The following is a 12,171-nucleotide window of genomic DNA, read 5'->3' as shown; positions in this document are numbered from 1 at the left end:
ACCAGCACAGGCACTTTGCATCAAGGCTCAGGTACGTACCAGAAAGGAATGGTGATGAGTTCATCGGCCGTTGCCTGTCCGGGGCGGTTGATGGCCACCTGAAGCAGGTTACGACCGGTGATGAGGTTGCCCGGTACGAGCACCGTTTGCCAGCCGCGTTGTTGTAACGTACCTGATTGAGCGAAAAACAGGTCTGGTCGGCCAACTATCGAATCGTTAACCGTCAGCCGGATAAGCTTGTTGATCTGTTGACTACCCCAGATGGCATCCTGGCGGCGTTTTTCCTGCCTCGACAGGGAATCGGGCCAGACTGGCTTCGGGGCCACGCGCGTCAGCAGTGTATCGAGTACTTTTGGGTACGCAATGAACAACCGTAAGTACGGCTCGCGGATCACGTCGGCCTGAATAGATGCCACGTCAATGTATTCACCCTCAGGCCGTTGGTTGTCGTAGGCACCAGGGTCTACAAAGAGACTATCTACACTGACACTATACAGTTTACGGCTGTTGAAGAGGGTAGCCCGACGGTCGTTGCGGGTTGCATCAGTGATGGATTCGATAAAAAATGCCACGAAAAACGCCAGCATGAAGAAGGCAGCCGTACGGGTAAAGCGTTTCTGTGGAATGTGGCTGTAGAAGGTATTGGTGACATAGGACGAATGCCGGTACATACCCATCATGAGCACTTTCATAACTAGTTGGGTGGTTTTCGTCAGGAGAAAGTACAGCCGGGCACCCGTTGGCGATTCTTTTACCTTTTTTAGATTCAGTACAATGATAGCGACGTAGAATATGCCCACCACCACGGCTACGCCAATTTTGATGTTCTGCCAAACAGCCGCCGGTACGTTGGGCTGCACAACCAGATAAAACACCAGGCTCACTACGTAGAGGAGCCCAATCAGTATCAGAAAAAAAACGAACTGAAAAGCAAGGGCAAACACGATGTTGCACCGCTTGTCGAGCCAGAGAATATACCGGTCGAGTGGTCCAAAGTCGTCAGACATACGTTGCTGAATCTCAGGGGTTGAGAACGGCATACGGTCATAATGGATGCCCGACGGAAACACAGCCAGCAACCCGACCAGCCCGACCCAAAACGCCCGCATGATGAAGTTGGCCAGAAACGCCACAAACAGGATGTTAAGGGCCGTTCGGATCATGCTGTAGGCCAGCGATGGCAGTAGGCCGGCAATCCCTTTAGTATTGGGCAGAAAGTTGTAGCGCAGACTGGAAAAAGCCGAATCGAGCAGGTCGGGAAGTTGCAGGATGGCAAACATGGCGACGCCCGAAATGGCCAGTTCGAGGTTCCAGCTCTGGGTGGTCAGTTCCCGCAGTTTTTCCTGCTCGTCGGGCTCTAAGGAAGATTGTGGGGGCATGGGGGTAGGGGTAAGGGTAAGGTTAAAGTTCAGGGTTCAATGGCCAACGTGCTCCGCTTATTGATACTTCGTTGCTGAGCGGAGCACGTTGGTCAGTAAGCCATAAACAATAGACATTACTTGTACTGCTTACCGTCTTTCATGACGAAGCGGACGGTTTGCAGGGTTTTGATGTTCTGAATGGGATTCTCGTCGACGGCGATGATATCGGCAAATTTACCGGGTTCGATCGAACCGATCTGGGTGTCCATACCCAGCAATTTCGCGTTCGTCAGCAGGGCCGACCGGATCGCTTCGACGGGCGGCATACCCGCTTCGACCATGTACTCGAACTCTTTGGCGTTATAGCCATGAATGTACACGCCCGCATCGGTACCGAAGGCAATGTTCACACCCGCTTTATACGCTTTGGCAAACGTGGCCTGAATTTTTGGACCAACTGCCAGGGCTTTGGGCGTAACCAGGGCCGTGTAATAACCAAACATTTTGGCTGAATCGGCTACGGTTTTGCCCGCAATAATGGTGGGTACGTAGTAGGTGCCCATTTTTTTGCAGATGGCGATGGCTTCGTCATCCATGTAGGTGCCGTGTTCGATGGTCTGTACCCCGGCGCGGGCGGCGCGTTTGATGCCTTCTGCCCCGTGGGCATGGGCCGCCACGGCAAACCCGTAATCTTTGGCGGCTTCAACGATAGCGCGGGCTTCTTCCTCCGTAAACTGCGGACCAGACCCGTCTTTGGCGTTGCTCAGGACACCACCCGTAGCCGTGATTTTTATCAGGTCGGAACCGTCTTTATAACGCTGGCGAACTGCTTTGCGAGCTTCGTCGGGGCTATTGATAACGCCCTCTTCAGGACCCGGATCGCCCATCAGGTCTTTCCGGTAGCCGTTTGTGGGGTCGGCGTGCCCGCCCGTAGTAGCGATCGATTTACCCGCCGTCATGATCCGTGGCCCATCAACCAGCCCCCGGTTCACGGCATTGCGCAGTGCCACGTTTACGCCGGTTCCGCCCAGGTCACGGACGGTAGTAAAGCCCGCCAGCAGGGTTGTTTTAGCGTATTTAGCGGCCTGAAAAGCAACGTCAGGTACGTTCATAGTAAACCGGTCGACAATGCCGCCCCGGCGCGTCTCGGTTTCCAGATGCACGTGCATGTCGATGAGGCCGGGGAGTACGGTTTTGCTTTTCAGGTCGATCACCCGATCCTGTCCGGTAGCGGTGGTGTAGCCTCGCTGAATGGCGGCGATCTTGGTGCCTTCTACGATGATGGTCATTTCGCGTTGCAGGTCGTTGCCTGTTCCGGCGAAGAGGTTGCCGCAATGGAGCAGCGTACGGGTCGGCGCGGTGGCAGTTGGTTGCGCCAAAAGGGGAGACGTGCCGAGGCAAAGCCCCAGTGCTAAGGACAAGTAGTGACGGTTCATGAAGTTGATTTGAGGGGTACAAAAAAGCCGCAACCCGAACAGGTTGCGGCCTTGAAGATAAGAAAATGATCGGTACGCCTTCTATTATCAGAGAGGTGCTACCTGAATAATGGCCCGGCCCAGCCGACTCTGGTCCGTTTCGCCGATATACTGCCCCCTTACAATCACCTTGTATAGCTGACCACCCAACTTAACGCTCGCTGAGTCGCCCAAACTACCATCACGTCGGCTCTGAACACCGAAAAAAGTAAACAGCCGTACCGGTTGGCTCTCCTGGTTACGTACCACTTGTAATGAGGCGAATACGTTGTTGGGGACGAGACAAGACGCATTTTTCGGACATATAGACATGTATACGGTATCGGCAATGACGGTCAGTCCCGCAGGCGTAAGGATCGGCCCACCCATTTGTAGTTCTACATATCCAGCAGGAAGTGGCGGTAATGAAACATCTTGCTGCTTACAGGCATATACTACCGAGAGCAGTATGAGCAAAAAAGCAGCAAGGTGTTTCATGAACTGAGAAGTGTTTAGGTCAAAGGGACACCAGCAAGATCGCCTACAACTTCGACACTTCGATCACCGCCTGTGTGGCAGGGGGCGATGGCTGGTTAACGTTAGGATAAGGGGTAACGTCACGCAGGATCACTTTGTAGGTAATTCCCGACAATACCACGCCCGTAGAGTCTGACTTTTGCCGGGTTCCAGTCGACGATGGATCAGGACCCAAAACCAAACGTACCTGTTTCTGGTCGGTATCTTTCGATAAAGTTGCTTTCACCACGGCGTTGCCTTGCCAAATGCAGAGCGCGCCTTCCGGGCAGCGACTATCTTTAAGTGAATCGACCCGTACGTTGATATCGTTTGCCACACGGCCCGATTGGTAAGCGCTTAGGGCCACGCGGTTTGTGGGCGTAACTTCTGATGATGTTTTGCAGGCGTAGGCCAGCGTAATGGCAGCCACGCCCAAAGCAGCGATTAACTTTTGTGAGTACTTCATAACACAGGGAGTAAGAACCAAAAAGCGTAGCCGATACGGCCAGCGGCTGCATCGACTACGCTTACAATGACCCAGGCTGCAAAGACGCCGTTGGAACCTGTTTATTATTTTTTTACAATTACCCCATCAGCCACAAAGGTGAGGGCTTTCTCTGGCTCCGTAATTTTTGCGATCTCTTCTTTGCTTTTGCCAGCATCTTCGGCGTAGTGCCGCAGTTCGTCGACCGGAGTAAGCGTCTGTTTAGCCGTTCCCTGCATAACTACCGTTTTACCAACGATGTCTTTAGGAACAAAAAAACCGTAGTCTTTGAACGATACCCGCATCGTTTGTCCGTCGGTGGTGTTCACCTTCATCCAGCATCCTTTCACCTTACAGACCGATTCAACGGTGCCTTCCACTTTGGCGGGCATCTCTGTTTTGTTGGCCATCGTAGTGGCTAGCTGAGCGGCAGGAACGGCCCCTTTCTCGGAAATCTTTTTGCCGTGAAACGAGTCCTGGGCCGAAGCGCCAATGGTCAGGCCCAGCATAAGGGCCAGTGTTGCAACGAGTTTCATATTCGTTTGTGTGTTTATGATGCAAAGGTAGTTTAAAGTTCAATGTCTACTGTTTGAAGATCTGAAGGTCTAAAGTTCAAGGTCTACTGTGCGCTGCTTTTGGATACCTCGTTGATAAGCGGAGCACAGTAGATAGTAGACATTGAACATTTTTCCTTATTCCAGCACTTCGATCCAGCCTTTGCACTGGCTGCCGCCGGGAGTGGTTAACAGGTAAAAATAAGTGCCGTGGGCCACTTTGCGGCCCCAGTCGTTGGCGTAGTTGTCGGTCTGGTAGAGCAGTTTACCCCACCGGTTATATATTTCCAGCTTTGCTTTTGCGAAACCAACGTCGAAGACGTCATTTTTGCCGTCTTCATTGGCCGTGATCGTGTTGGGTATCTGGCTGAAATCTTCGTAGATGATCGGGTAGCTGAGCGAAATAGCGCAGTCATTTTTGGTGGCTGTAACGGTAATCTCATACGTACCTGAACGGGGATACCGGTAATTCTCGGGCATTCGCGTACGAAGTGTATCGCCATTGCCCATCGCCCACAAAAACTGAGTAGCTCCAACCGTCGAGTTGGTGAACGTCAGGCGGGTGGGTTTGCCGCAATCGGGTGTGGCCTCCACGCTGATGTTGGGTTTAAAGGTATTGTCGGCGCTCACGGTCACGGTTCGGGTCACTGAGCAGCCGTATTCATTGGTGATCGACACGCTGTAGGTTGTACTTGTCTTCGCCGCCACCAGAATACTCGCCGACGTTGGGTTGGCCAGGCCGATGGCTGGCGACCACAGGTACGTTACCCCGCCCCGGGCCGTGAGTGATACCGGCCGATCGGCACAGAGGGCGGTGTCTTTACTGACCTGAAAATTGGCCGGGTTTACCTTGATAATCTGTTGCGTAGAATCTACCAGCTTGCAATTCAGTGGGTTATAAGCCCGAAGCCGTACAATGTACTCACCGGGTTTGTCAAAGGTATAGCTTGTTGCCAACGCATTGGTCGATTGCACGTTGCCAAGAATCTGCCACTCGTATCGCCGCCCGCCGATGCTGGTATTCTGGAAATTCAGCGTAAGTGGTGCGCAGCCTTCAGTTACATTTTTCTTCGTGCCCAGGTACGTATCGAAGGTCGCTTTTAGCTTGTCGGTATCGAACTTAAAGGCGATGTTGTTGCAACTGGAATTACCGCGTGCTTTCGACCAGGCGGTGGCGGTAGCCGGAAACAGGTTGGTTCGGCAGCTACAGGCGGCGTGGTAGATGGTGCCGTCTTTGTCGAATCGGCATGTGCCGCCGTCCACATGGTCCCCGTCTGAGGTGGCGGCGTTGGCCGATCGGGTGTCGCCCATGAACGTGCCGTAAAGTAGTGATCTGGCACCCCGTTCCAGTACGCCGATCCAGAAATTGCTGGCGCTCGTCACGGGCTGATACGCGTCGGGCGTGACGGGCAGGCCGGTGGTGGTGCTAAACGTATTGTAGCCATTCTGCTGATTGACGGTTCCGCCCCAACCCGCCAGGTAGATGTTGCCGCAGGAATTGACCAGGAAGGCCGTAGGCGAAATATCGGGGCCGGTAATTGACCCGTTGCTCTGCAAAGCCCGCCCGGTTCCGATCACGGTAGAGAAGACCGTTTTGCTCAAGTCGGGCGAGAGGGCGTGAATAAATTGGCCACTACGGGCGTTGTTGTACACGTTTGCTGACACCGGATAAAGCCCCTTTGTAAGACCCAGCACATGAGGTACGTTGTCGGGGCCAATATCAACCAGGTGGGCTACGTCTGAAAAGGTCGTACCCAGGTATGTTAGTGCCATGATCTTCCCCGCGTCGGTCAGGCGGGCGAGATAGCCATCGTTCAATCCTGCGAGTTGGGGTTGCAGGCTACCTGCCGTGCCCAGATTGGTGCTGTACGAACTGCCACAGACATACAGCGTTCCGTCGGGCGACAGGCGCAGCCCGTTGGCCACATCGACGTTGTTGCCGGCAATTCGGGTACACCAGCGGAGTTGTGTCAGATCAGCCGACAGGCGGCTGATGATGCCGTCTGAATAACCCGCCAGGGCAGAGCCGTCCGTCACCGGAAAATCGGCTGATTGTGCGGTGCTGGCCAGGTACACGTCGTCGTCGGGGCCAACAATAATTTCGCCCCGAAACTCGTCGGAATAATTACGGACGTGGGTTGATGGGGAAACGTACAGGTTCAGTCCGTCATTGCCGGAGCCGCCAAGTAACGTGCTGCCAGTCAATGATTTGCCATCCATGCTCAGACGGACGATGAACAGGTCACTGGCGAGTTCATAATCAAGATAGCCTCCGTAAACCGACGCTCCGCCACCTTGTAGCGATTTGAGTGTTCGCTGAAATGCGCCCGTTGTAGTCGGGAACGCAGCGGAGGCCGTTGTGCCCATGATAATCAGTTCGCCCTTGCTGTTCACCACGGCACTGTGGGGTAAATCGGCCCCGCTACCACCGAGATTTACGGCATAGATCAGTTGAGAACCGTCGGGCGAAAATTTCATGATGCCGACGTCAGTCTGTCCGGCGTAGTTGACCTGGAAGGCACCCGTTGTGGTCGGAAACCCCGTACCCCAGACCGACCCGGCCACGTAGGTATTCCCCCCGGCGTCGTAGGTAGCTGTATGTCCGAAATTGTCGGCCCGCGAGCCGGAGAAGGTAGTAAACACCAGTTCCGGGTCGACGGTCAGCGTTTGGGTGTTGTCGTATCCTTTCGGGAACTCGAACCGGGCAAGTTTTCCATCCAGCACCCAGCGGGTGACAACTTCAGTGGCTTTGTCGGCCCGCGTAACAAAACTGTAGGGCGCATTTTCCCGAAATTCATTCACCGATGTTTTAATGATCAGCCGGTTATCGGTTAGTGAAAGCTGATCGGTGCCTGAATACGCCAGTTGAATGTTGGCCGGGTTGGCTCCGGGTTGCACCACAAATTCGTATTTCAGGGTTTGATAGTACGCGTAAATTCTGAGGTTGATACCGGGGTAAACGTCGTGGTATATCACTTCCGGGAATCCGCGTGTACTACCCGCCCAATGTGCCGGATCGTTACCGGTAAAATAGCTGAACGACGTACCCACCGGATGAATGCCTTCAATACGGACCGTACCGGTCTGGTTTAGCAACTCCACGCCGACACCATGCGCCCGAATGGTGGGCAGAATAGGCTCGCTGGAAGCGGGAGCGGCATGTCGGCGGGCTGTTTCGCGGGTATCGTAGAAGGCGTAATGAAGGCCACTTTTTTTCAGAAAGAGAAACCCGCCCGGCAGATCGGCCCGGAACAGAACATCATCGGGCCACTGCCCTTTATTCTCAACGAAAACGATGCCCGGCTGGATTGGGTCAGTTATGCCATGCGGGGCCGACCAACAGATCAGGTACGTTGAAAAAATGGCCAGCCAGGTTAGAATAAAGCGCATAGAGGTAGGGTAGGGCATTACCTTACCGAAAGCTACAAAAATTATTCCGGCCTTTGCGATGCCTTTCATTTGTAAGAGGCTCCCTTCGATTTATCGGACTCTCCAACTAATATGGCTCTTTTATTCAATTCATGGCGTAGGGGCGGCAATTTAGGCAACCAGCGACTATCGTTTCCACTGCGTTACGTCCAGGACATTGGGGCAGAAGTCGTATTCGGTGGGTTGATTAGAGCCGATCAGCAGGAGAACGGGGGGCTGTGTGGAGGGCGCAATAAGCTGGGTAACGTGCTCGTGATACCAGTCGGTGCCTTGCCGGTCGAGGTTGGACGTGGGCTCGTCGAGGAGAACGATACGCGCTTCGGAGAAAAAAGCGAGGCCGAGTTTAACGCGCTGCTTCATGCCCGATGAGAAGAACTTGATCTCTTTGTTTCGGGCGTGGGTAAGCTTCATCTGCTCGATCAGGTCGAGCGGTTCGGCTCCGTTGCGAAATGGTTTGAAGCGGCGATGAAAGTCAAGTAACTCGCTGAGGGTCAGTTCTTCGATTAGTTCAAGGTAGGGGGCGGCCAGAACGATGTGGCGGAACCAGTCGTCTTCTTCGATTGGCTTTTCTGCGTGCAGGTACGTTAGTTTTCCCGCCGAGGAAGGCTGCATACCCGCCAGTACCTGGAGCAGGGTCGATTTGCCGCTTCCATTAGGGCCAACAAAAGTGTAGCTGGTTCCCGCCGACAGCGTGAGGTCAACCCCCCGGAAAATCCATTCCCGGCGGTATTTTTTCCCGATCTGTTCAGCTACTAACGTGAGGTTTTCAGTTTTCAGTTTGCCGTTTTCAGTTGCTTCGCTAAGTGGTAAGGTAGTCAGCAAGCAGCGCAACTGAAAACTGAAAACTACAGACTGAAAACTGAAAGTTATTCTCCCCCTCCGCTGCCGGGGCCTTTCATGATGCCACGTTCTGAATTGCGGACGAAGTTGAGCACTTCGTCGCGTTCGGCCGTGGCGGGAATCTCCAGTTCAATGCGGTTGAGGGCCTCGGCATTGTTAAAGCCGCGCAGAAAAATGTACCGGTAAATTTCCTGGATCTCGTTGATCTGCTCGTTGCTATAGCCCCGTCGGCGGAGCCCAATCGAGTTGATGCCGGCATAAGACAGGGGTTCGCGGGCCGCTTTCGTAAACGGGGGCACATCCTTGCGAACGAGTGAGCCGCCCGACACCATGGCATGGGCCCCAATTTTGGTGAACTGAAGCACCGAACTTGATCCACCGATGATGGCCCAGTCGCCCATATGGACATGGCCAGCCATCTGCACATTGTTGGTCACGATGCAATGGTCGCCAATCCGGCAGTCGTGGGCTACGTGGGCGTAGGCCATAATCAGGCAGTTGGCACCGATCTGAGTACGCCAATGCTCTTCTGTTCCCCGGCTGATGGTAGCATACTCCCGAATGGTGGTATTGTCACCGATGATAGCCTGGGTTATTTCCCCGTTGAACTTCAGATCCTGGGGGACGCCGGCAATAACGGCACCCGAATAAATTTTGCAGTTCCGGCCAATGCGCGACCCCGAATTGATTACTGCATGGGAGCCAATCCAGGTGCCTTCCTTGATCTCAACGTCCTTATGAATGATAGCGAAAGGCTCGATGACAACGTTTTGGGCAATTTTGGCTTCGGGGTGGACGTAGGCTAATGGTTGAATCATTATAGAAATGTCATAAGGTTGTCATTAAGTGGTCATTAGCGGCATTTATAGTCTGCAACAGATGACCATGAATGACTACTAATGACGACGAATGACTATTTCTTTTTTACAAGGCTCGCGATCATGTCGGCTTCGCAAACGAGTTGATTGTTTACGTACCCACGTCCCTGCATCTTTACAATACCCCGTTTCATGGGCGAGCTAAACTCACAACGGAAGATTACGGTGTCGCCGGGTAATACGTTGCGCCGGAACCGACAATTCTCGATGCCAATCAGGTATGGCCAGTAATTCTCCGGGTCGGGAACGGTACTCAACACCAGAATACCGCCCGTCTGCGCCATTGCCTCTAACTGCAAAACACCCGGCATAACCGGATTGCCCGGAAAGTGTCCCTGGAAATACGGTTCGTTCATGGTCACGTTCTTGATGCCAACCACGCTGTTCTCATCGAGCGCAACGATTTTGTCGATCATCTGGAACGGATACCGGTGGGGCAGTAGCTGCGTGATGCGGTTAATGTCCAGAACGGGTGGTTGCTTCGGATCGTATTGAGGCACCTGATTCTGGGCATTTTTCTGAATCAGCCCTTTGATTTTCTTGGCAAACGCTACGTTGGCCGCATGGCCAGGCCGGGCGGCCAGAATCTGCGCTTTAATGGGCCGGCCAATCAGGGCCAGATCACCGATCATGTCGAGCAGCTTGTGACGGGCCATCTCGTTGGGGTAATGCAACTGCAGGTTGTTGAGAATGCCCGCCTGCCGGTTGATGCCCACCCGTGGTTTATTGAGTAACTCGGCCAGGTGGTCGAGTTCGCCCTCATCAACATCGCGGTCTACAATAACGATAGCGTTGCTGAGATCGCCCCCTTTGATCAGGTTCTGCTTATAGAGCATCTCCAGTTCATGCAGGAAAACAAACGTACGGCAAGACGCAATTTCCTGCGAAAACAGCGTCAGGTCGTTCAGGGAAGCGTGCTGGCTGTTGATCACCTGCGAGTTGTAATCCACCATCACCGTCAGCCGGTAGTCGTTGAGCGGCAGGGCGGCAATCTCAATGTCTTTCTCGGCATTGCGATGGTGTACAAACTCGGTGATCTCGAAGTACTTGCGATCCGCGTTCTGCTCTTCGATACCGGCAAACTGAAGTGCCTCCACAAACTTGATCGATGAGCCATCCATAATAGGCGGCTCCGGCCCATCGAGTTGGATAAGCGCATTGTCGATCTGGAGGCCAACCAGCGCTGCCAGCGTATGCTCGACGGTGTGGATGCGGGCCCCATTCTGCTCCAGCGTTGTACCACGCGACAGATCGACAACGAAGTCGACGTCGGCGTCTACAGTTGGCTGGCCCGGCAAGTCAATCCGCTGAAACTTATACCCGTGGTTTGCTGGTGCGGGCATGAACGTCATCGTGGCCGATACGCCCGTATGCAGTCCCACGCCCGATACCGAAACGGCTTTCTGTATAGTTTGCTGTTTAATATTCATCTTAATCTGTCTACTGTTTGCTGTTTACTGTCTTCTGTTGCTTCGCTGAGTAGCGATACGTACCTGGGCAGCGCAACAGAAGACAGTAAACAGCAAACAGTAGACTAATTTTGTTTTTTTTCCAAGTCACTTACTCGTCGTTCAAGCTCTGGCAACCGCCGGAAGATAGCTTGTGAACGCATGTTATCACGCAGCAAAAAAGCCGTCGATCCATTCAATGAAATACCTTCTTCAACAACGCTTTTGCCAATGCCCGACTGCGCCCCTACTTTCGTGCCGTTTGCAATCGTCAAATGCCCGGCAAAGCCAACCTGCCCCGCAATCACGCAGTTGTCGCCGATCCGGGTGGAGCCCGAAATGCCCGTTTGGGCAGCAATAACTGTGTTTCGGCCAATCTCTACATTATGGCCAATCTGGATCAGGTTGTCGAGCTTGGCCCCCTGCCGGATGATGGTCGACCCCATCGTGGCGCAGTCGATCGTGGTGTTGGAACCAATACTCACGTAGTCTTCGATCACCACGTTTCCCAATTGGGGTATTGTCTTGTAGGTGCCGTCGGCCTGCGGGGCAAAACCGAACCCATCGGAGCCAATAACCGCGTTGGGGTGAATGATGCAGTGATGACCAACCACGGTATTATCGACCAGCCGAACGCCCGGATGAATAATCGTATCGTCGCCGATGGTCACATTATCGCCGATGTAGGTGTGCGGGTAGATCTTTACATTCTGCCCAATTCGGCAGTGCTTTCCTACGTAGGCAAACGCGCCCAGATACCCACGCTCGCCCATCTGACTGCTCTCATGAATGAATGAGGGCTGTTCGATACCAACTCGGGCGAAACTAACCTGCCGATGGTATTCTTCTAATAATCGGGTGAAGGCCAGATAGGCATTATCGACCTGAATAAGCGTAGTAGAAACGGGTTCACGGGGCGTAAACGAGCGGTCTACAATCACGGCCGATGCCTGCGTATTGTAGATGAATGGCTCATACTTCAGGTTAGAAAGAAAGGAAATACTGCCCGCAAATGCTTCTTCGATTTTGGCTAACTGGCTGACTTTCAATCTGTCATCACCGCTAACGTCACCGTTGAGCAGGGCGGCTATTTGCCTGACTGTGAACTCCATATGCTTTTTAGAATCCGGGTAGTAGGATTTCGTCGTTACTGACGTTAGGTGCGCAAGGTAGCCAACAAATTGCACTATTCGTATAAATGGCCGTT

Annotated in this window: 10 protein-coding genes; all 10 read right to left on the bottom strand. The window is 53.4% G+C overall.

The annotated features are described in order from the left end of the window. Nucleotides 1–20 precede the first annotated feature (20 nt). The 10 genes from ACFE8Q_RS09180 to lpxD all read right to left on the bottom strand — a co-directional run bounded on the left by ACFE8Q_RS09180 (nucleotide 21) and on the right by lpxD (nucleotide 12,076). Nucleotides 21–1,379 carry a hypothetical protein gene (locus ACFE8Q_RS09180; RefSeq protein ID WP_375445069.1) on the bottom strand — a complete coding sequence of 453 codons (1,359 nt, stop codon included), beginning with the start codon at nucleotides 1,377–1,379 and terminating at the stop codon, nucleotides 21–23. A gap of 116 nt (nucleotides 1,380–1,495) precedes the next feature. Next, a complete protein-coding gene (locus ACFE8Q_RS09175; RefSeq protein WP_375445068.1) occupies nucleotides 1,496–2,797 on the bottom strand; it encodes an amidohydrolase family protein in 1,302 nt (433 codons plus the stop codon). Nucleotides 2,798–2,884: 87 nt separating this feature from the next. Then, the gene (locus tag ACFE8Q_RS09170) at nucleotides 2,885–3,313 is read right to left on the bottom strand and encodes a hypothetical protein (RefSeq protein WP_375445067.1); all 429 of its coding nucleotides are present in this window, start codon (nucleotides 3,311–3,313) and stop codon (nucleotides 2,885–2,887) included. Nucleotides 3,314–3,356: 43 nt separating this feature from the next. Then, on the bottom strand, nucleotides 3,357–3,797 hold the full coding sequence (locus tag ACFE8Q_RS09165) for a hypothetical protein (protein WP_375445066.1): 441 nt from the start codon (nucleotides 3,795–3,797) through the stop codon (nucleotides 3,357–3,359). 104 nt (nucleotides 3,798–3,901) lie between these two features. Beyond that, complete coding sequence (locus ACFE8Q_RS09160; RefSeq protein WP_375445065.1) at nucleotides 3,902–4,351, bottom strand: DUF4920 domain-containing protein; 450 nt, start codon at nucleotides 4,349–4,351, stop codon at nucleotides 3,902–3,904. Between the two features lie 156 nt (nucleotides 4,352–4,507). Further along, nucleotides 4,508–7,759, bottom strand: coding sequence for a gliding motility-associated C-terminal domain-containing protein (locus ACFE8Q_RS09155; protein WP_375445064.1), 3,252 nt, complete (start codon nucleotides 7,757–7,759; stop codon nucleotides 4,508–4,510). Nucleotides 7,760–7,924: 165 nt separating this feature from the next. Next, a complete protein-coding gene (locus ACFE8Q_RS09150) occupies nucleotides 7,925–8,620 on the bottom strand; it encodes an ATP-binding cassette domain-containing protein (RefSeq protein WP_375445063.1) in 696 nt (231 codons plus the stop codon). A gap of 44 nt (nucleotides 8,621–8,664) precedes the next feature. After that, nucleotides 8,665–9,456 carry an acyl-ACP--UDP-N-acetylglucosamine O-acyltransferase gene (gene lpxA / locus ACFE8Q_RS09145; RefSeq protein WP_375445062.1) on the bottom strand — a complete coding sequence of 264 codons (792 nt, stop codon included), beginning with the start codon at nucleotides 9,454–9,456 and terminating at the stop codon, nucleotides 8,665–8,667. Between the two features lie 95 nt (nucleotides 9,457–9,551). Further along, nucleotides 9,552–10,946, bottom strand: coding sequence for a bifunctional UDP-3-O-[3-hydroxymyristoyl] N-acetylglucosamine deacetylase/3-hydroxyacyl-ACP dehydratase (locus ACFE8Q_RS09140; protein ID WP_375445061.1), 1,395 nt, complete (start codon nucleotides 10,944–10,946; stop codon nucleotides 9,552–9,554). Between the two features lie 104 nt (nucleotides 10,947–11,050). Continuing rightward, nucleotides 11,051–12,076, bottom strand: a complete 1,026-nt coding sequence (gene lpxD / locus ACFE8Q_RS09135; protein WP_375445060.1) for a UDP-3-O-(3-hydroxymyristoyl)glucosamine N-acyltransferase — start codon at nucleotides 12,074–12,076, stop codon at nucleotides 11,051–11,053. Between the last annotated feature and the right edge of the window lie 95 nt (nucleotides 12,077–12,171).

This window comes from uncultured Fibrella sp., assembly GCF_964250085.1.
Lineage (GTDB): Bacteria > Bacteroidota > Bacteroidia > Cytophagales > Spirosomataceae > Fibrella.
Note: the sequence above shows the minus strand (reverse complement) of the source record. Positions and strands in the feature narration are given on the sequence as shown.

Bases quoted from the DNA above. Each gene is read 5' to 3' on its own strand.
- ACFE8Q_RS09170 (WP_375445067.1), bottom strand. From the start codon at position 3,313: ATGAAACACCTTGCTGCTTTTTTGCTCATACTGCTCTCGGTAGTATAT.
- ACFE8Q_RS09140 (WP_375445061.1), bottom strand. From the start codon at position 10,946: ATGAATATTAAACAGCAAACTATACAGAAAGCCGTTTCGGTATCGGGC.
- ACFE8Q_RS09175 (WP_375445068.1), bottom strand. From the start codon at position 2,797: ATGAACCGTCACTACTTGTCCTTAGCACTGGGGCTTTGCCTCGGCACG.
- lpxA (WP_375445062.1), bottom strand. From the start codon at position 9,456: ATGATTCAACCATTAGCCTACGTCCACCCCGAAGCCAAAATTGCCCAA.
- ACFE8Q_RS09160 (WP_375445065.1), bottom strand. From the start codon at position 4,351: ATGAAACTCGTTGCAACACTGGCCCTTATGCTGGGCCTGACCATTGGC.
- ACFE8Q_RS09180 (WP_375445069.1), bottom strand. From the start codon at position 1,379: ATGCCCCCACAATCTTCCTTAGAGCCCGACGAGCAGGAAAAACTGCGG.
- ACFE8Q_RS09165 (WP_375445066.1), bottom strand. From the start codon at position 3,797: ATGAAGTACTCACAAAAGTTAATCGCTGCTTTGGGCGTGGCTGCCATT.
- lpxD (WP_375445060.1), bottom strand. From the start codon at position 12,076: ATGGAGTTCACAGTCAGGCAAATAGCCGCCCTGCTCAACGGTGACGTT.
- ACFE8Q_RS09155 (WP_375445064.1), bottom strand. From the start codon at position 7,759: ATGCGCTTTATTCTAACCTGGCTGGCCATTTTTTCAACGTACCTGATC.